Source organism: Pseudomonas sp. MLB6B (assembly GCF_054508135.1).
The window spans coordinates 351222-371165 of record NZ_CP199313.1; the positions used below are offsets into that span (position 1 = coordinate 351222).

16 protein-coding genes are annotated in these 19944 nt (G+C 65.2%); 12 read left to right on the forward strand and 4 right to left on the reverse strand.

All coding sequences use genetic code 11. The features are described from left to right. Positions 1 to 37 precede the first annotated feature (37 nt). A complete protein-coding gene (locus ACSMEV_RS01435) occupies positions 38 to 2497 on the reverse strand; it encodes a glycogen/starch/alpha-glucan phosphorylase (RefSeq protein WP_459206948.1) in 2460 nt (819 codons plus the stop codon). Positions 2498 to 2698: 201 nt separating this feature from the next. Between ACSMEV_RS01435 and ACSMEV_RS01440 the strand changes: the two genes are divergently transcribed. Beyond that, positions 2699 to 3103, forward strand: coding sequence for a YkgJ family cysteine cluster protein (locus tag ACSMEV_RS01440; protein WP_296266282.1), 405 nt, complete (start codon positions 2699 to 2701; stop codon positions 3101 to 3103). A 110-nt stretch (positions 3104 to 3213) separates the two neighbouring features. Here the strand turns inward: ACSMEV_RS01440 and typA are convergent, their stop codons facing one another. Beyond that, the gene (gene typA, locus ACSMEV_RS01445; RefSeq protein ID WP_459206949.1) at positions 3214 to 5034 is read right to left on the reverse strand and encodes a translational GTPase TypA; all 1821 of its coding nucleotides are present in this window, start codon (positions 5032 to 5034) and stop codon (positions 3214 to 3216) included. A 126-nt stretch (positions 5035 to 5160) separates the two neighbouring features. Then, positions 5161 to 6615 (reverse strand): tRNA uracil 4-sulfurtransferase ThiI, encoded by a 1455-nt coding sequence (gene thiI / locus ACSMEV_RS01450; RefSeq protein WP_314491642.1) that lies wholly within the window; start codon positions 6613 to 6615, stop codon positions 5161 to 5163. Between the two features lie 510 nt (positions 6616 to 7125). Here thiI and glnA point away from each other — a divergent pair. The 11 genes from glnA to ACSMEV_RS01505 all read left to right on the forward strand — a co-directional run bounded on the left by glnA (position 7126) and on the right by ACSMEV_RS01505 (position 19693). Continuing rightward, positions 7126 to 8532: a glutamate--ammonia ligase gene (gene glnA, locus ACSMEV_RS01455; RefSeq protein WP_296266288.1), complete on the forward strand. Its 1407-nt coding sequence runs from the start codon at positions 7126 to 7128 to the stop codon at positions 8530 to 8532. Positions 8533 to 8686: 154 nt separating this feature from the next. After that, a complete protein-coding gene (locus ACSMEV_RS01460; protein ID WP_459206950.1) occupies positions 8687 to 9229 on the forward strand; it encodes a chorismate mutase in 543 nt (180 codons plus the stop codon). Positions 9230 to 9486: 257 nt separating this feature from the next. Beyond that, the gene (gene glnL / locus ACSMEV_RS01465; RefSeq protein WP_296266293.1) at positions 9487 to 10572 is read left to right on the forward strand and encodes a nitrogen regulation protein NR(II); all 1086 of its coding nucleotides are present in this window, start codon (positions 9487 to 9489) and stop codon (positions 10570 to 10572) included. Beyond that, the gene (ntrC, locus tag ACSMEV_RS01470) at positions 10569 to 12005 is read left to right on the forward strand and encodes a nitrogen regulation protein NR(I) (RefSeq protein WP_459206951.1); all 1437 of its coding nucleotides are present in this window, start codon (positions 10569 to 10571) and stop codon (positions 12003 to 12005) included. The genes glnL and ntrC overlap by 4 nt, the downstream gene beginning before the upstream one ends. A 76-nt stretch (positions 12006 to 12081) precedes the next feature. Next, a complete protein-coding gene (pqqF, locus tag ACSMEV_RS01475; RefSeq protein WP_459206952.1) occupies positions 12082 to 14421 on the forward strand; it encodes a pyrroloquinoline quinone biosynthesis protein PqqF in 2340 nt (779 codons plus the stop codon). Between the two features lie 146 nt (positions 14422 to 14567). Continuing rightward, the gene (gene pqqA / locus ACSMEV_RS01480; RefSeq protein WP_003243383.1) at positions 14568 to 14639 is read left to right on the forward strand and encodes a pyrroloquinoline quinone precursor peptide PqqA; all 72 of its coding nucleotides are present in this window, start codon (positions 14568 to 14570) and stop codon (positions 14637 to 14639) included. A 62-nt stretch (positions 14640 to 14701) separates the two neighbouring features. Further along, positions 14702 to 15613, forward strand: coding sequence for a pyrroloquinoline quinone biosynthesis protein PqqB (pqqB, locus tag ACSMEV_RS01485; RefSeq protein WP_459206953.1), 912 nt, complete (start codon positions 14702 to 14704; stop codon positions 15611 to 15613). Between the two features lie 20 nt (positions 15614 to 15633). Continuing rightward, positions 15634 to 16389, forward strand: coding sequence for a pyrroloquinoline-quinone synthase PqqC (gene pqqC, locus ACSMEV_RS01490; RefSeq protein WP_459206954.1), 756 nt, complete (start codon positions 15634 to 15636; stop codon positions 16387 to 16389). Then, the gene (gene pqqD / locus ACSMEV_RS01495; protein ID WP_459206955.1) at positions 16386 to 16661 is read left to right on the forward strand and encodes a pyrroloquinoline quinone biosynthesis peptide chaperone PqqD; all 276 of its coding nucleotides are present in this window, start codon (positions 16386 to 16388) and stop codon (positions 16659 to 16661) included. Before pqqC ends, pqqD begins: the two co-directional genes overlap by 4 nt. Then, the gene (gene pqqE / locus ACSMEV_RS01500) at positions 16633 to 17793 is read left to right on the forward strand and encodes a pyrroloquinoline quinone biosynthesis protein PqqE (RefSeq protein WP_459206956.1); all 1161 of its coding nucleotides are present in this window, start codon (positions 16633 to 16635) and stop codon (positions 17791 to 17793) included. Before pqqD ends, pqqE begins: the two co-directional genes overlap by 29 nt. Then, positions 17786 to 19693, forward strand: coding sequence for a S9 family peptidase (locus ACSMEV_RS01505; RefSeq protein ID WP_459206957.1), 1908 nt, complete (start codon positions 17786 to 17788; stop codon positions 19691 to 19693). Before pqqE ends, ACSMEV_RS01505 begins: the two co-directional genes overlap by 8 nt. Before the next feature lie 36 nt (positions 19694 to 19729). Here the strand turns inward: ACSMEV_RS01505 and ACSMEV_RS01510 are convergent, their stop codons facing one another. Further along, positions 19730 to 19888, reverse strand: coding sequence for a YqaE/Pmp3 family membrane protein (locus tag ACSMEV_RS01510; protein ID WP_296266310.1), 159 nt, complete (start codon positions 19886 to 19888; stop codon positions 19730 to 19732). Positions 19889 to 19944 lie beyond the last annotated feature (56 nt).

The following is a 19944-nucleotide window of genomic DNA, read 5'->3' on the forward strand; positions in this document are numbered from 1 at the left end:
TCACCCCCGCAGCACGGGGCCGCGAGGGTGAAACGGTTCAGTCCAAGGCCTTCCAGATGTCGCTGGCGTATTCGCCGATGGTGCGGTCGGACGAGAACCAGCCCATGTGCGCGGTGTTGAGCACCGCCATGCGCCACCAGTCCTCAGGCGTGTTCCACAGCGCATCGACGCGGCGCTGGGCATCCCAGTAGGCGTCGAAGTCGGCGCACACCAGGAAGCGGTCGTAGTCGACCAGCGCGTCCATGAAGCCTGCGTAGCGCGACGGGTCGTCGGGCGAGAACACGCCGCTGCGGATCGCCTGAAACACGTCGTTGAGCCGGTGCGAAGCGCCCAGTGCGGCGCCGGCGCCGAAGTCGTTGTCACGCTTGCGCGCCTGCACCTGCTGTGCGGTCAGGCCGAAGATGAACATGTTCTCGGCGCCGACGTGCTCGCACATTTCCACGTTGGCGCCGTCCAGGGTGCCGATGGTCAGCGCGCCGTTGAGGCCGAACTTCATGTTGCTGGTGCCCGACGCCTCGTAGCCGGCGGTGGAGATCTGCTCGGACAGGTCCGCCGCCGGAATGATGCTTTCGGCCAGGCTGACGTTGTAGTTGGGCAGGAACACCACTTTCAGCAGGCCGCGCACGGTCGGGTCGTTGTTCACCACCCGAGCGATGTCGTTGGTCAGTTTGATGATCAGCTTGGCCTGGTGGTAGCTGGCCGCCGCCTTGCCGGAGAAGATCTTCACCCGCGGCGCCCAGTCGCCGCTCGGCTCGGCGCGGATGGCCTGGTACAGCGCCACGGTGTGCAACAGGTTGAGCAACTGCCGCTTGTACTCGTGGATGCGCTTGACCTGCACGTCGAACAGCGCCTCGGGGCTGACGGTGACGCCGACGCGTTCCTGGATGATGCTGGCCAGGGCGTTCTTGCTGTGCAGGCGCTGGGCGGCGAAGCGGGCGCGGAAAGCCTGGTCGTCGGCCTTGGGCGCGAGCTTGGGCAGGTGCGTTTGCGGATCGTCCAGCAGCTCGGGGCCGAGGGTGTCGACCAGCATCTCGGTGAGTTGCGGGTTGGCCTGGTACAGCCAGCGGCGGAAGGTGATGCCGTTGGTCTTGTTGTTGATGCGGTCCGGGTAGAGCTTGTGCAGTTGCGCGAACACCGTGCTCTTCATCAACTGGCTGTGCAGCGCCGACACACCATTGACGCTGTGCGAACCGAGGAAGGCCAGGTTGCCCATGCGCACGCGCCGGCCGTTGTCCTCTTCGATCAGCGACACGGCGCGCAACACGTCGAAATCGTGCTGCCCCTGGGCGCGCAGTGCGTCGATGTGGTGGGCGTTGATCAGATAGATGATCTGCATGTGTCGCGGCAGCATGCGCTCCATCAGTGCCACGGGCCAGGTTTCCAGGGCTTCGGGCAGCAGGGTGTGGTTGGTGTAGGCCAAGGTGCCGACGGTGATTTCCCAGGCTTTGTCCCACGGAATTTCGTGCTGGTCGACCAGCAGGCGCATCAACTCGGCCACGGCGATGGACGGGTGGGTGTCGTTGAGCTGGATCGCTGCGGAATCGGGCAGGTTGAGCAGGCTGTCGTGCATGTTCAGGTGCCGGCGCAACAGGTCTTGCAGGGAGGCGCAGACGAAGAAGTACTCCTGGCGCAGACGCAGCTCCTGGCCGGCCTCGGTGCTGTCGGCCGGGTACAGCACGCGCGAGATGCTCTCGGCGCGGGCCACTTCGGCCACGGCGCCCAGGTGGTCGCCGGCGTTGAAGCGCTCCAGGTGCAGCTCTTCCAAGGCGCGGGCGCGCCACAGGCGCAGGGTGTTGACGCTCGACCCGCGCCAGCCCACCACGGGCGTGTCGTAGGCCACGGCGCGCACGGTTTCGCCCGGCGTCCAGACCTGGCGCTGCTCGCCGTTGTCGTCGGTCAGGGTTTCGACACCGCCACCGAAGCTGATCGGGTAGATCACCTCGGGCCGCTCGAACTCCCAGGGGTTGCCGAAGTCGAGCCAGTTCTCGGTCTGTTCCTGCTGCCAGCCGTCGACGATGGCCTGGCGGAACAGGCCGTGTTCGTAGCGGATGCCGTAACCGTGGGCAGCGATGCCCAACGTGGACATGCTTTCCATGAAGCAGGCCGCCAAGCGGCCCAGGCCACCGTTGCCCAGCGCCGCGTCGGGTTCGAGCAGGCGGATGCGCTCCAGGTCCACGTCCAGACCGGCCATGGCCTCGCGGGCGACGTCGAGCAGGCCGAGGTTGCTCAGGCTGTCGTAGAGCAGCCGGCCGATGAGGAATTCCAGGGAAAGGTAGTACACCCGCTTCTGGTTGCGCCGGTAGGCGCGCCGGGTGTGGTCCATCCAGTGCTCGACCATGTGGTCACGGGCGGCCAGTGCCACGGCTTCGAACCAGTCGTGCTCGAAGGCGTGCTCGGGGTCCTTGCCGACCGAATAGGTCAGCTTGGCCAGTACGGCGGCGCGGAATTCGGCCACCTCGGCGTCACGTGTTGCGCGGTCCTGGGGTTCCTGGGGCATACGACATCCTCGGAAAGATTGACGGAGGCTTCGAGAAAGGAAGAGTGGTGAGACTAGACGCTTCGACCCAGAGCGCCGCCGACGGTTCGTCCGGGTTGATGGCCTGAGGCCATTCGGGCGAAAGGTTGTTCACATTTTGAGCAACTCCGGTATGATCGCGCGCCCTGGACCCTGATCCGCCTACCTGTACGCCCTGACCTAATGAAAAGCACCCTGATTGCCGCCGCCGAAGTCGACCGCCTGGAAACCTGGCAGCGCTACACCAGCCACATGTGCGGTGGCTGCCATTCGACCTGCTGCACCCTGCCCGTGGAAGTGAAGATCAACGACCTGGTGCGCATCGGCGTGGTCGACGAGTTCGAGAAGAGCGAGCCACCCAAGGCTATCGCCAAACGTTTGCAGAAAGATGGCATCGTCGAGCGCTTCAACCAGAAGTCCGGCATCTTCACCCTCACCCGCATGAGCAACGACGACTGCCTGTACCTGGATCGCAAGAGCCGCCTGTGCACCATCTACGACAAGCGCCCCGACACCTGCCGCAACCATCCACGGGTCGGGCCGCGGCCGGGGTATTGTGCGTATAAGCCCAAGGCGCAGGTGCGCTGAGGACGGGCGCATACGGTCGCTGCGCCGCCTGAGGCGAGCGGCAAAACCCGGACAAACAAAAACGCCCCCGGCCTTTCGACCGGGGGCGTTTTCATTCAGCCAGAACTCACTCAGTTCTTGGCTTTCTTGGCAGCGCGGGTACGCTCGCCTTCGTCCAGGATCTTCTTGCGCAGGCGGATCGACTTCGGCGTGACTTCGCACAGCTCGTCTTCCTGGATGTATTCCAGGGCCTGTTCCAGGGTGAAGCGAACCGGCGGCACCAGGGCGATGACTTCGTCTTTACCCGAAGCACGCATGTTGTCGAGCTTCTTGCCCTTGGTCGGGTTGACGCCCAGGTCGTTGTCGCGGCTGTTCTGACCGATGATCTGGCCACCGTAGATTTCCTGGCCGTGCTCGACGAACAGCTTGCCGCGCGCTTGCAGGGTTTCCAGCGAGTAGGTCAGGGCCTTGCCGGTTTCGACCGACACCAGAACGCCGTTGAGGCGACCGGACATGTGGCCGGACTTGACGTTGTCGTAGCGATCGAAGATCGAAGTCAGGATGCCTGCACCGTTGGTCAGGGTCAGGAACTGGTTACGGAAACCGATCAGACCACGAGCCGGGATGTTGTATTCCAGGCGCACACGGCCCTTGCCATCCGGGACCATGTTGGTCAGGTCGCCTTTACGCAGGCCCATCTCTTCCATGACCTTGCCCTGGGATTCCTCAGGGATGTCGATGGTGACGTTTTCGAACGGTTCCTGCTTCACGCCGTTCACTTCGCGGATGATCACTTCAGGACGGCCCAGGGCCAGCTCGAAGCCTTCGCGGCGCATGGTTTCGATCAGTACCGACAGGTGCAGCTCGCCACGGCCCGAGACCTTGAACTTGTCCGGGGAATCGGTCTCTTCGACGCGCAGGGCTACGTTGTAGAGCAGTTCCTTGTCCAGACGGTCCTTGATGTTGCGGCTGGTGACGAACTTGCCTTCCTTACCGCAGAACGGCGAATCGTTGACCTGGAAGGTCATGGAAACCGTTGGCTCGTCGACGGTCAGCGGCTTCATGGCCTCGACGGCGGTCGGGTCGCACAGGGTGTCGGAGATGAACAGCTCGTCGAAACCGCTGATGCAGACGATGTCGCCGGCCTGGGCTTCTTCGACGTCCACACGGTGCAGACCATGGTGGCCCATCAGCTTGAGGATACGGCCGTTGCGCTTCTTGCCGTCGGCATCGATGGCGACCACCGGGGTGTTCGGCTTGATGCGGCCACGGGCGATGCGGCCGACGCCGATGACGCCGAGGAAGCTGTTGTAGTCCAGTGCGGAGATCTGCATCTGGAACGGACCGTCACGGTCGACCGCCGGGGCAGGCACGTGGTCGATGACCGCTTGGTACAGCGGGGTCATGTCTTCGGCCATGGCGGTGTGGTCCAGACCGGCGATGCCGTTCAGGGCCGAGGCGTAGACGACCTGGAAGTCCAGCTGCTCGTCGGTGGCGCCGAGGTTGTCGAACAGGTCGAAGATCTGGTCTAGCACCCAGTCAGGACGCGCGCCCGGACGGTCGACCTTGTTGATCACGACGATCGGCTTGAGGCCGGCTTCGAAGGCCTTCTTGGTCACGAAGCGGGTTTGCGGCATAGGGCCGTCTTGCGCGTCGACCAGCAGCAGCACGGAGTCGACCATCGACATCACACGCTCCACCTCGCCACCGAAGTCGGCGTGGCCGGGGGTGTCGACGATGTTGATGTGGTAGCCGTTCCAGTTGATGGCGGTGTTCTTCGCCAGAATGGTGATGCCGCGCTCTTTTTCCTGGTCGTTGGAGTCCATGACGCGCTCGTCGTTGAGCTCGCCGCGCTCCAGGGTGCCGGACTGACGCAGGAGTTTGTCTACCAGGGTGGTCTTACCATGGTCGACGTGGGCAATGATGGCGATGTTACGCAGATTTTCGATCACAAAAGCATCTCGAGCAGAGGATTCGGTTGCCGCCAGCTTAGCGGCCAAATATGAAGCGATATGACTCAGTGGGCCCGTTGGTCGGGAGGGCGATGGCGGATGCTGCCGCCATACAGCCCTGGGGTCTTATGCCGGACGATAAACACGCACATTGGCATGTCCCTCACTGAGCAGGTGGTGTGCGTGCAAACGGCTCATCACACCCTTGTCGCAATAGAGCAGGTACTGACGGGTCTCGTCGAGCTGCTTGAAGCGACTGTTGATTGCGTAGAACGGCATGGCCTGCACCTCGATGCCGTCGATTTCCAGCGGCTGGTCTTCCAAGGCGTCGGGGTGGCGGATGTCGATGACGATCTGGCCAGGCAATACCTGGGCCACTTCCTCGATCTCGATGTCCTTGCCCAGCTCGTCGATGACGTTGTCGATCGAGACGAAGCGGGCACGCTCCAGCGCGCTGTCGAGCACGGCCATGTCGAAATGCTGTTCTTCGTGGACGACCCGGTCCGGTTTGGCGCGGGTGGTCGGGTTCACCGAGATCACGCCGCAGTACTCGGGCATGTGCCGGGCGAAGTCGGCGGTGCCGATCTGGTAGGCGGTATCGATGATGTCCTGCTTGTGGCTGGCCAGCAGCGGGCGCAGCACCAGCTTGTCGGTGGCCTGGTCGATCACCGAGAGGTTGGGCAGGGTCTGGCTGGAGACCTGGGAAATCGCCTCGCCGGTGACCAGCGCATCGATCTCCAGACGGTCGGCGATGCGGCTAGAGGCGCGCAACATCATGCGCTTCAAGGTCACGCCCATGTAACGGTCGTCGACCTTGCCGAGAATCTCCCCCACCACTTCCTCGAACGGCACGCTGATGAACAGCACGCGCTGGCTGCTGCCGTACTTCTTCCACAGGAAATGCGCGACTTCCATCACGCCCAGTTCGTGGGCGCGGCCGCCGAGGTTGAAGAAGCAGAAATGTGTGACCAGGCCGCGGCGCATCATCTGGTAGGCCGCCACGGTGGAGTCGAAGCCACCGGACATCAGCACCAAGGTCTGCTCCAGAGCGCCCAGCGGGTAGCCGCCCATGCCCTGGTGCTGGCCGTGGATGATGTACAGGCGCTGGTTGCGGATTTCGATGCGCACCAATACTTCGGGGTTCTTCAGGTCGATGCCGGCGGCGCCGCACTGCTGGCGCAGCTGGCTGCCGACGTAGCGATCGACGTCCATGGAACTGAAATCGTGGTGGCCGCCGCGCTTGCAGCGCACGGCGAAGCGCTTGCCGGCCAGCAGGTGGCCGAAATGCGCGCGGCACTTGGCGACGATGTCGTCGAAGTCGCCCAGCGGGTATTCCTCGATGCGCAGGCAATGGGCGATGCCCGGCGTGCAGCTCAGGCGCTCGATCATTTCACGCAGGACCTTCTCGTCCTCGAGGCGGGTGACCACTTCGAGATTGTCCCAGACACCCTCCACCACCAGCTCGGGATCGAGGTCCTTGAGCACGGCGCGGATGTTCTTCGCGAGCTGGCGGATGAAGCGCATGCGCACCGGCCGGCTCTTGATGGTGATTTCTGGGAAGACTTTGACGATCAGTTTCATGGTCACAGGGCGCGATGGGCTCACCGAAAAATGAGGGGCGCGGATTATATCGGAAATGTTCCGATGTTTGAGCATTTTTTGCACAAAATCTGTTTGCGCATGACTGAAGGCCCCGTGCAATAAGGACTCTGTAGGCGACCGGCCGGCGCTCCGGTTCAGTCGCGATGGACCGCGCAGCGACCCCGAACGCCCCAACCTCCTTATGACAGGAAATACATGTGCTGCCAGAGTTGGGGCCGCGTTGCGGCCCATCGCGGCTGAAGCCGCTCCTACAGTCGCACTACATTGGTGCATACAGCGCGTTTCTTGCCTCGAATAGGTGCGCTATTGACGGCCCATGTACTTGTAGATGCCCCAATCCGCCGCCTTTTATCCCGCCCTCGCCATTTTTGGGCACTGGCATGCAAATTGCTCCCTTGTGAGGCAGGTAAGCTTGGCCGACTATCCGTGCCCGGCAACACCCTTTTCCAGGTCGCGGCCAACCGCGTTCCAGACCCACCGGAGGACAGCATGTCGAAGTCGGTTCAACTCATCAAAGATCATGACGTCAAATGGATTGATCTGCGTTTCACGGACACCAAAGGCAAACAGCACCACGTCACCATGCCGGCTCGCGACGCGCTGGAAGACGACTTCTTCGAAGCTGGCAAGATGTTCGACGGCTCCTCCATCGAAGGCTGGAAAGGCATCGAAGCCTCCGACATGATCCTGCTGCCGGACGACACCTCCGCCGTGCTGGACCCGTTCACCGAAGAGCCGACCCTGATCCTGGTCTGCGACGTGATCGAGCCGTCCACCATGCAGGGCTACGACCGCGACCCGCGCGCCATCGCCAAGCGCGCCGAGGAATACCTCAAGACCACCGGCATCGGCGACACCGTGTTCGTCGGCCCGGAGCCGGAGTTCTTCATCTTCGACCAGGTCAAGTTCAAGTCGGACATCTCCGGCTCGATGTTCAAGATCTACTCCGAGCAAGGCTCGTGGATGACCGACCAGGACGTCGAAGGCGGCAACAAGGGCCACCGCCCTGCCGTCAAAGGCGGCTACTTCCCGGTTCCGCCGTGCGACCACGACCACGAAATCCGTACCGCCATGTGCAACGCCATGGAAGAGATGGGCCTGGTCATCGAAGTGCACCACCACGAAGTGGCCACTGCCGGTCAGAACGAAATCGGTGTGAAGTTCAACACCCTGGTCACCAAGGCCGACGAAGTCCAGACCCTGAAGTACTGCGTGCACAACGTGGCCGATGCCTACGGCAAGACCGCTACCTTCATGCCTAAACCGCTGTACGGCGACAACGGCTCGGGCATGCACGTGCACATGTCGATCTCCAAAGACGGCAAGAACACCTTCTCCGGCGAAGGCTATGCCGGCCTGTCCGACATCGCCCTGTACTTCATCGGCGGCATCATCAAGCACGGTAAGGCTCTGAACGGCTTCACCAACCCGGCCACCAACTCCTACAAGCGCCTGGTGCCAGGCTTCGAAGCGCCAGTGATGCTGGCCTACTCGGCCCGCAACCGTTCCGCTTCGATCCGCATTCCTTACGTGTCGAGCCCCAAAGCCCGCCGTATCGAAGCGCGCTTCCCGGACCCGGCGGCCAACCCGTACCTGTGCTTCGCCGCACTGCTGATGGCCGGCCTGGACGGTATCCAGAACAAGATCCACCCAGGCGACGCCGCCGACAAGAACCTGTACGACCTGCCGCCCGAAGAGGCCAAGGAAATCCCACAGGTCTGCGGCAGCTTGAAAGAAGCCCTGGAAGAGCTGGACAAGGGCCGCGCGTTCCTGACCAAGGGCGGCGTGTTCTCCGACGACTTCATCGATGCCTACATCGAGCTGAAGTCCGAAGAAGAGATCAAGGTCCGCACCTTCGTCCACCCGCTGGAATACGACCTGTACTACAGCGTTTGATGCGCTAGACGCCAGGCGTCGACACGTTCGTCCACAACGGCCTTCTTCGGAAGGCCGTTGTTGTTTCAGCTGTCAGGCATATGGGAAGGCTCCTACAAAAGCGCTCTGGAAGAACCAGGCACACTCGATGGCCCACCACTCGAGGAAGCCTTTCATGCGTTCCATCACCCTTACCTTGCTCTTGGTCCTCAGCCTGTCCGGCTGTGCCTCTTCGAGCAAACCCAAGACCCCGCTGGACATCCTGCTCGACACCATCGAAAACCGCTTGGCCCTGGCCGACGGCGTAGCCCTGCTCAAGTGGGACCAGAATCTGCCCGTGCAAGACCTGCCGCGCGAGCAGCAGATCCTGACCCAGGTCCGCGAAGCAGCTGCCGACCATGACCTCGACGCACAGCGGGCGGCAGGCTTCTTCGCCGACCAGATGGAAGCCGGCAAGCTGGTGCAGTACGCCCTGCTCAACCGCTGGGAACGCGAGCAACGGGCGCCGGATACGCCGCGCCTGGACCTGAAGAACGCGCTACGGCCCCAGCTCGACAACCTGCAGCATCAGCTACTCGCCGGCCTGCAACGCTTCGATCGGCAACGGCCGGGCGACTGCAAGCGGGTGGTGGCCGATGCGCTGGCCGAACGTGCAGGCACCGCACTGCATCAACTGGCCCTGCAACGCGCAGCGGGCAGACTTTGCGACCCTCTCTGAAACAAAGCCCTATATTGGTGCACACTAGGGTGCATGACCGGGGCAGACGGTCCACTTTGTTCCATCGACCGCCTGATTCCCGGTCCGAATCGCCCGCTTTCAGGGCCTGAGTCAGAAAATACCGCTTCTTTTCAGAGCCTTGGTTTGTTTCTTGCATTTTGCAGCTGCATGCCGAGCCTCTGCGCTCCTACCCTGGCCCGATCGGGGCATCACGCGCCCAATGCGCCCGCACTGCGGTAATAGAGGTCACCCTTGCCATGACCATCAGCGACGCGCAGCACCGACTGTTGCTGGACAACCTGACCACCGCCACGCTGCTGCTCGATGCCGAACTGCGCCTGGAGTACATGAACCCGGCCGCCGAAATGCTGTTGGCCGTCAGCGGTCAGCGCAGCCATGGGCAATTCATCAGCGAGCTGTTCACCGAATCCGCCGAGGCCCTCAGCGCCCTGCGCCAGGCGGTCGAGCACGCGCACCCGTTCACCAAACGCGAAGCGCTGCTGACCTCGCTCAACGGCCAGAGCATCACCGTCGACTATGCCGTGACGCCCATCCTGCACCAGGGCACCACCCTGCTGCTGCTCGAAGTGCACCCGCGCGACCGGTTGCTGCGCATCACCAAGGAGGAGGCCCAGCTGAGCAAGCAGGAAACCACCAAGATGCTGGTGCGCGGCCTGGCCCACGAGATCAAGAACCCCCTGGGCGGCATCCGCGGCGCAGCGCAGTTGCTGGCCCGCGAGCTGCCCGAAGACGGCCTTCGCGACTACACCGACGTGATCATCGAAGAGGCCGACCGCCTGCGCAACCTGGTCGATCGCATGCTCGGTTCGAACAAACTGCCCTCACTGTCGATGACCAACATCCACGAGGTGCTGGAGCGCGTGTGCAGCCTGATCGACGCCGAAAGCCAAGGTGGCATCACCCTGGTGCGCGACTATGACCCGAGCCTGCCCGACGTGCTGATCGACCGCGAGCAGATGATCCAGGCGGTGCTCAACATCATGCGCAACGCCATGCAGGCCATCGGCCACAAGAACGAGCTGCGCCTGGGCCGCATCAGCCTGCGCAGTCGCGCCATGCGCCAGTTCACCATCGGCCATGTGCGCCACCGTCTGGTGGCGCGGGTCGAGATCACCGACAACGGTCCGGGCATTCCCGCCGAACTGCAAGACACCCTCTTCTACCCTATGGTCAGTGGGCGCCCGGACGGCACCGGGCTGGGCCTGGCCATCACGCAGAACATCATCAGCCAGCATCAGGGTCTGATCGAATGCGAGAGCCATCCCGGCCACACCACCTTTTCGATATTCCTGCCGCTGGAACAAGGAGCCACCGCCTCATGAGCCGAAGTGAAACCGTCTGGATCGTCGACGATGATCGCTCCATCCGCTGGGTCCTGGAAAAAGCCCTGCAACAGGCCGGCATGGCCACCCAGAGCTTCGACAGCGCCGAAGGCGTGATGGGCCGCCTGGCCCGCCAGCAACCGGACGTGATCATTTCCGACATCCGCATGCCGGGCACCAGCGGCCTCGATCTGCTGGCGCAGATCCGCGAGCAGCACCCGCGCCTGCCGGTGATCATCATGACCGCCCACTCCGATCTGGAGAGCGCCGTGGCCTCGTACCAGGGCGGTGCCTTCGAGTACCTGCCCAAGCCGTTCGACGTCGACGAAGCCGTGGCCCTGGTCCAGCGCGCCAACCAGCACGCCCAGGAGCAGCAAGGCCTGGCCGCGCCGCAACCGCTGACCCGCACGCCCGAGATCATCGGCGAAGCGCCGGCCATGCAGGAGGTGTTCCGCGCCATCGGCCGCTTGAGCCATTCCAACATCACCGTGCTGATCAACGGCGAGTCCGGCACCGGCAAGGAGCTGGTGGCGCACGCCCTGCACCGCCACAGCCCACGCGCGGCCTCGCCGTTCATCGCGCTGAACATGGCGGCGATCCCCAAGGATCTGATGGAGTCGGAGCTGTTCGGCCACGAGAAAGGCGCCTTCACCGGCGCGGCCAACCTGCGCCGCGGCCGCTTCGAGCAGGCCGACGGCGGCACCTTGTTCCTCGACGAGATCGGCGACATGCCGGCCGACACCCAGACCCGCCTGCTGCGGGTGCTGGCCGACGGCGAGTTCTACCGCGTCGGCGGCCATGTGCCGGTCAAGGTCGATGTGCGCATCATCGCCGCGACCCACCAGAATCTGGAATCGTTGGTGCAGGCAGGCAAATTCCGCGAAGACCTGTTCCACCGCCTGAACGTGATCCGCATCCACATTCCGCGCCTGGCCGACCGCCGCGAAGACATCCCCGCCCTGGCCCGCCACTTCCTCGCCCGGGCGGCCCAGGAACTGGCCGTCGAACCCAAGCTGCTCAAGCCCGAAACCGAGGCCTTCATGAGCAACCTGCCATGGCCGGGCAACGTACGGCAGATGGAGAACACCTGCCGCTGGATCACCGTCATGGCCTCGAGCCGCGAAGTCTTGATCGGCGACCTGCCGCCCGAGCTGCTCAACCTGCCGCAGGACGCCTCGCCCGTGACCAACTGGGAGCAGGCGCTGCGCCAGTGGGCCGACCAGGCCCTGACCCGTGGCCAGACCAGCCTGCTGGACAGCGCCGTGCCCAGCTTCGAGCGGATCATGATCGAGACCGCCCTCAAGCACACCGCCGGCCGGCGCCGCGACGCTGCGCAACTGTTGGGCTGGGGACGCAACACCCTGACCCGCAAGATCAAGGAACTGGAAATGAACGTCGCCGGTGGTGAAGAGGACGACGGCGAGGAGCACTGAAGCAACGCGGTCTTTCTGAATTCATCGGCGCCGTAAGGCCGATGCGCTAGCATGTGGCTCCCGCCCAGGAGGCCGCATGCCCGATACCACCCGCCACCTGCACCTGCCCAACGGCTTGCGCGTGACCCTGCGCCACGCGCCGCACCTCAGCCGCGCCGCGGCGGCACTACGGGTGCGCGCCGGCAGCCACGACGCACCGGGGCGTTGGCCAGGTCTGGCGCACCTGCTCGAACACCTGCTGTTTCTCGGCACCACACGCTTTCCATTACCCGACGGTTTGATGCGCTTCGTCCAGGGTGTGGGTGGGCAGGTCAACGCCACCACGCGCGAGCGCACCACCGATTTCTTTTTCGAAGTGCCCTGTCCGGCCTTTGCCGGGGCATTGGAGCGCCTGTGCCAGATGCTCGCCGAACCAGAGCTATGCGAAGCGCGGCAACTGGCCGAACGCGAGGTGATCCACGCCGAGTTCATCGCCTGGTCGCGCGATGCGCAGGCGCAGCGCCAGTTCGCCTTGCTGCAAGCGCTGTCGCCGCGCCATCCGCTGCGCGGTTTCCACGCCGGCAACCGCTATACCCTGAACCTTCGGGCGCCGGCCTTCCAGCAGGCCTTGCAGCAGTTTCACCAGCGCTTCTATCGCGGCGCACAGATGACCTTGAGCCTGTGCGGCCCGCAGCCTCTGGACGCGCTGCAAGCATTGGCCGAGCGGTTCGGCAGCCTGTTCGCACCAGGCCCGGCCTACGATCAGGCCGCACCACCAGCGTTGCTCGACGGGCCGCTGCCGACACCGACGCCCCTCGCCCAAGGCTTGCTGCTGGCCCACGAAGGGCTTGGCCCAGGCGCCGAGCAGGCCGTGGCGCTGTTATGCAGCCACTTGAACGAGCCGCACCTCGGCGGCTGGCTGGCCACCTTGCAACAACGGCATTGGCTGCGTGGCTGCCAGACCCAACCGCTATACGCCTTTGCCGGCCAGGCGCTCTGGCATGTGCAACTCGATGCGTGTCCGAACGCACCCGCCGAGCAGGTGCAACACGCGCTGCACGACTGGTTGGCTTGGTTGCGCGAAATGCACCCCACCCAACTCGACGCGCAGTACGGCGCGCTACAGGCACGCAAGGGCCTGACCGCCAGCGCCTTGCAATGGGCCCGCAGCGATAGCGGCGGCCTGCCGTTCACCGGGCTCGATGCCGATGGCTTCGCGGCGCTGGCGCGCCTGCTCGACGGCCTGCCCGATCGTGCGCGGGGACACTGGCAACTGCCGCCGCCCGAACCTCTGTTGCTCGATACCTTGCCCGAGGCGACCATCCCCCCGTCGGCCGACACCCTTGCGCACGCAGCACTGCACATCGACCCCATCCTCCCCGCCCAGTGCCACTTCGCCAGCCTGCGCCTGCGCTGGCGCCTGCCCGCACCGGCGCTCGCCTTGACCGTCGTTCTGCAACGGGCACTGGCGCCCTTGCAGGCCCGCGCCGAGCGTGCTGCGGTCGCTCTGCGCTTCGACGGCGTGGGCTTTTTTCTGGACTTGGCGTGCAGCGGCCCGCCCGCTGCCGTGATCCGCACCACGGCCCTGGCACTGGCGACCCTGCGCCAGCCCGCCGTCGAGGCCTGGCAGGCGGCGCCTGAAGACACGCTGCCGCCGATGCCGATCCGCGCCCTGCTCGCACAGTTGCCCCAGGCAGTCGGCGGCGCATCACTGCCGCCGAACGACGACGCACCGGCCAGCGTGACCGCGCTCGAAACGCTATGGGCCGCCGCGCGCTGGCAAGGTCAGGCCACCGGCTTCGATCCCGACGGGCTGCGCGCGCTCAACCATGCGCTGCATGCCGTGCCTGGCCAGCCGACCGTCCACACCTTGCCGCCGCCCAGCCAACACCGCCGCTGGTCGCCATGGCTCGCTGCCAGCGGCGAACACGCGCTGCTGCTGTTCTGCCCGGTCGACCCTGTGTGGCAACCCGCCGCGCGCCTGCTCGGCCATCTGCTGCAGGGGCCGGTGTACCAGCGCCTGCGCGTCGAATTGCAGCTGGGCTATGCGGTGTTCAGTGCCTTTCGTCAGGTCGAGGGCGTGGCCGGGCTGTTGTTCGGCGTGCAGTCGCCCCAGACCGAAGTCCGGCAAATTCTTGTACACCTGCAAGCAGTGCTGAGGGCTGGCGTGACGCTGACCCCGGCAGCCCGCCAAGACCTGGTGGCACAGTTCGAACCCTCCCACATGCCGCCCGAAGACCTCGCCCACCATGCCTGGCAGGCTTACCTGTCAGGCGAAGCCAGCGATCTCGGGTGGTTGCGGGCAGCGATCGGCGGGCTGGAACAAGGCGACCTCGACGCCCTGCTGGCCGCCCTGCTCGATCCTGCCGCCCCCTGGCTGTGCCTGGCCAACCGCCCAGCCCCCGACCCTAGCTGGCTGCGACCGATTGTTACCTAGGCTGCAAGAGGCCTTATCCAATAATTAACCGTTTAGAACAGACATTTCTTGTAGGATATCTGCCTCAAGGTTGTGGGAACCTCGCGCTCCAATAGCCACCCAATGACTGGCGACACCTCGCCGCCCCCTTTCCAAGGAGTACGCCCATGTGGACCAAACCTGCCTACACTGACCTGCGCATCGGTTTCGAAGTGACCATGTACTTCGCCAACCGCTGAGCCGTCATGCGGTTCGACGCCTCGGCCTGCCGGGGCGTTTTCGTTTTTGCCTAGGAGTAGTCATGTACATCCAGATCCTCGGCTCCGCCGCTGGCGGCGGCTTCCCGCAATGGAACTGCAACTGCGTCAACTGCAAGGGCTACCGCGACGGCACGCTCAAGGCCACGGCGCGCAGCCAATCGTCCATCGCCCTGTCCGACGACGGCGAGCACTGGATCCTGTGCAACGCTTCCCCCGACATCCGCGCCCAGTTGCAGGCCTTCGCGCCCATGCAGCCGGCCCGTGCCCTGCGCGACAGCGGCATCGACGCGATCGTCCTGCTCGACAGCCAGATCGACCACACCACCGGCCTGCTCAGCCTGCGCGAAGGCTGCCCGCACGCGGTGTGGTGCACCGACATGGTCCACCAGGACCTGACCACCGGTTTTCCGCTGTTCACCATGTTGAGCCACTGGAACGGCGGTCTGGACTGGAACCGCATCGAGCTCGACCGTAGCTTCGTCATCCCCGCCTGCCCGAACCTGCGCTTCACGCCCTTCCCCCTGCGCAGCGCCGCGCCGCCCTATTCGCCGCACCGCTTCGACCCGCACCCCGGCGACAACCTGGGCCTGCTGGTGGAAGACCTGCGTACCGGCGGCAAGCTGTTCTACGCACCGGGCCTGGGCCAGGTCGACGACGCGCTGCTGGAGATGATGCACGGCGCCGACTGCCTGCTGGTCGACGGCACCCTGTGGGAAGACGACGAGATGCAGCGCCGCGGCGTCGGCACCCGCACCGGCCGCGAGATGGGCCACCTGGCGCAGAACGGCCCGGGCGGCATGCTCGACGTGCTGGACGGTTTCCAGCGCCAACGCAAGGTGCTCATCCACATCAACAACACCAACCCGATCCTCGACGAAGACTCCCCCGAGCGTGCCGAAGTGCTGCGCCGCGGTGTGGAAGTGGCCTTCGACGGCATGAGCATCGCGTTGTGACAGCCATTGCCGGAGGTTCGATGAGCGAGCGTACGCCGCTGTCCCCTGCCGAGTTCGAGCAGGCCTTGCGCGCCAAGGGCGCCTACTACCACATCCACCACCCCTACCACGTGGCGATGTACGAAGGCCGTGCCAGCCGCGAGCAGATCCAGGGTTGGGTGGCCAACCGCTTCTACTACCAGGTCAACATTCCCATGAAGGATGCGGCGATCCTGGCCAACTGCCCGGACCGCGAGGTCCGCCGCGAATGGATCCAGCGCCTGCTCGACCACGACGGCGCCCCCGGCGAAGACGGCGGCATCGAAGCCTGGTTGCGCCTGGGCCAGGCCGTAGGCCTGGACCCCGACCAGTTGCGCTCCCAGGAGCTGGTATTGCCCGGTGTGCGCTTCGCGGTCGACGCCTACGTCAACTTCGCTCGCCGCGCCAGTTGGCAGGAAGCGGCCAGCAGCTCGCTGACCGAGCTGTTCGCCCCGCAAATCCACCAATCGCGCCTGGACAGCTGGCCGCAGCACTACCCCTGGATCGACCCGGCCGGCTACGCCTACTTCCGCACCCGCCTGGGCCAGGCCCGGCGCGACGTCGAGCACGGCCTGGCGATCACCTTGCAGCACTACACCACCTGGGACGGTCAGCAGCGCATGCTGGAGATCCTGCAGTTCAAGCTGGATATTCTCTGGAGCATGCTCGATGCCATGAGCATGGCCTACGAGCTGCACCGTCCGCCTTACCACTCCGTGACCCAGGATCGGGTCTGGCACAAAGGAATCCCGCTATGAGCCTGGACCGCACCCTGACCCCTACCTGGCGCCCCGGATACCGTTTCCAGTACGAGCCCGCGCAGAAGGGCCACGTGCTGCTCTATCCCGAAGGCATGATCAAGCTCAACGAGAGCGCTGCCTTGATCGGCGGGCTGATCGACGGCCAGCGCGACGTCGCCAGCATCATCGCCCAGCTCCAGCAGCAGTTCGCCGATGTCCCGGAAGTGGCCGAGGACATCGAACAGTTCATGGAGGTGGCCCGTGCCGAACACTGGATCGTCCTCGCCTGACGCGGCCGGCAAGGCCGAGGTCGGCCTGCCCCTGTGGCTGCTCGCCGAGCTGACCTACCGCTGCCCGTTGCAGTGCCCCTACTGCTCCAACCCGTTGGACTTCGCCCGCCAGGGTGAAGAGCTGAGTACTGCGCAGTGGTTCAAGGTCATGGCCGAGGCGCGGGAGATGGGCGCCGCGCAGATCGGCTTCTCCGGCGGCGAACCGCTGGTGCGCCAGGACTTGGCCGAGCTGATCCGCGAAGCGCGCCGACTGGGCTTCTACACCAACCTGATCACCTCGGGCATCGGTCTCACCGAGAGCAAGATCGCCGCGTTCAAGGACGCCGGCCTCGACCATATCCAGATCAGCTTCCAGGCCAGCGACGAGCAGGTGAACAATCTGCTGGCCGGTTCGCGCAAGGCGTTCGCGCAGAAGCTGGAGATGGCCCGCGCGGTCAAGGCCCATGGCTACCCGATGGTGCTCAACTTCGTCACGCACAAGCACAACATCGACCGCATCGACCGCATCATCGAGCTGTGCCTGGCCCTGGAGGCCGACTTCGTCGAACTCGCCACCTGTCAGTTCTACGGCTGGGCCGAGCTCAACCGCCTGGGGCTGCTGCCGACCCGCGACCAGTTGCAGCGCGCCGAGCGCATCACCAACGAGTACCGCGAGCGGCTCAAGGCCCAGAACCATCCGTGCAAGCTGATCTTCGTCACCCCCGACTACTACGAGGAGCGGCCCAAGCCGTGCATGAACGGCTGGGGCAGCCTGTTCCTGACCGTCACCCCCGATGGCACGGCCCTGCCCTGCCATGGCGCACGGCAGTTGCCGGTGCAGTTTCCCAACGTGCGCGACCACGACCTGCGGCATATCTGGTACGACTCGTTCGGCTTCAACCGTTTCCGCGGTTTCGACTGGATGCCCGAGCCGTGCCGCAGCTGCGACGAAAAGGAAAAGGATTTCGGCGGCTGCCGCTGCCAGGCCTTCATGCTCACGGGCGACGCCAGCAAGGCCGACCCGGTCTGCGCCAAGTCGCCGGACCACGGCATCATCCTCAAGGCCCGCGAAGAATCGGAGCACAGTGCATTGACCATCGAACAGCTGACCTTCCGTAACGAACGCAACTCGCAGGTGATCGCCCGTGGCTGAGTTCAGCGCCGCTGATGCGGTGGCCGCCGGCACCGACTTCGCCGACCTCAAGTGCGGCCCGGCAGGCTTGGTGTGGAACGAGTTTCGGCCGGCCGACGGCGCCTGCCGGCTGTGGCACTGGCAGCGCCAGCAGGCGCGCTGCCTGACGCCCGACGGCTTCAGCGTGCGCAGCCGGGTCTATGAGTACGGCGGCGGCAGTTTCTGCCTGAGCGACGACGGCGTGGTGTTCGTCAACGAAGCCGATCAGCAGGTCTACACCCAGGCCTTCGCCGGTGGTGCGCCCCAGGCGCTGAGCCATGAGCCGGAGTGCCGTTACGGCGACCTGCACTGGCACGCGGGCGCAGTGCTGGCCGTGGAGGAAAGCGCCGGCTCGCCGGTGCGCCACCGCTTGGTGCGCTTCGCCGATGGGCAGCGCCAAGTGCTGGTCGAAGGCGCCGACTTCTACGCGGCGCCGACCTTGAGCGAAGACGGCCAGCGCCTGGCCTGGATCGAATGGGACCGCCCCGAACAGCCCTGGACGCGTACGCGCCTGATGAGCCGGTCGCGCGGTGCCGATGGCGCGTGGGCGCCAGCAGTCTGCGTGGCAGGGGGCGGATCACAGCCGCGCTGCCCCGCCGCTGGCAAAGACGGTTTGTCGCTCGACGCGAACTCAGCGCACAGCAACGGGCTGACGCCCAGCCCTGTTTCGGCTCATAGGGGCGCCGCACAATCCTTACAACAACCGCGCTTCGACGGCGCAGGCCGGTTGTGGGCGCTGAGCGATCTGAACGGCTTCTGGCAACCCTGGTGCGAGATCGACGGCCAGTGGCAGGCGGTGCAGGCACTGCCCGCCGACCACGCAGGCGCGCCGTGGCAGTTGGGCGCCTGCACCTGGCTGCCGCTGGGGGGAGAAGATTTTCTCGCCGCCTGGTTCGACAAGGGCTTCGGCCGCCTGGGCATCCAACGCGCAGGTCACGCACCGCATCGGCTGGCCGAAGGCTACAGCCGTTTCCGCTGCCTGGCTGCCGACGCCGGGGCGGTCTACGCCGTGGCCGCTTCGCCCAGCCAATTGCCCGCCGTGCTGCGCATCGACCGTGTCGACGGCGCCGTACGGGTACTGGCCGGTGGCGCCAGCAGCCTGGCGGCCGAGCGCATCAGCCCGCCGCAACCGATCAGCTACCCCAGCGGCGAGGCGACCGCCCATGGCTTCTTCTATCCGGCGCTGAGCGGTGAAGGCCCTTCGCCCCTGCTGGTGTTCATCCATGGCGGACCGACCTCGGCCTGCCACCCGGCGCTCGACCCGCGCATCCAGTACTGGACCCAACGCGGTTTCGCCGTGGCCGACCTCAACTACCGCGGCAGCACCGGCTATGGCCGTGCCTACCGCCAGGCCTTGCACCTGCGATGGGGCGAGAGCGATGTGGAAGATGCCTGCGCAGCCGTCGCGCACCTGGCCGAACGTGGCTGGATCGACAAGGACAAGGCGTTCATCCGTGGCGGCAGCGCGGGGGGCTATACCACCCTGTGCGCGTTGGCGTTCCGCTCGGTGTTCCGCGCCGGTGCCAGCCTCTATGGCGTCAGCGATCCGCAGGCGCTGGCCAAGGCGACGCACAAGTTCGAAGGCGATTATCTGGATTGGCTGATCGGCGACCCCGAACGGGATGCCGAGCGCTACCGACAGCGCACGCCGCTGTTGCACGCGGCCGCCATCGAAGTGCCGGTGATCTTCTTCCAAGGGGAACTGGACGCGGTGGTGGTGCCGGAGCAGACCCGCGCCATGCTGGCGGCGCTCAAGGCCAATGGCATCGAAGCCGAAGGGCATTTCTATGCTGGGGAACGGCACGGCTTCCGCCAGGCCCGGCATCTGGCCCATGCGCTAGAAGCGGAATGGGCGTTCTACTGCCGGGTCCTGGCGCAATGACGCCCGCTGCCCTGGATCAGGGCCGGGCGCTCGACCTCAACGCTTGGCGATGATGTACACCGCGTGGATGATGCCTGGAATGTAACCGAGCAGGGTCAACAGGATGTTCAGCCAGAACGCGCCGCCGAAGCCAACTTGCAGGAACACGCCCAGTGGGGGCAGGAGGATGGCGAAGATGATGCGGATCAGGTCCATGCGAAATGCTCCGTGAAGGGGTTTCAACACAGACTCGCGGCGCGAGGCAGAGGTTC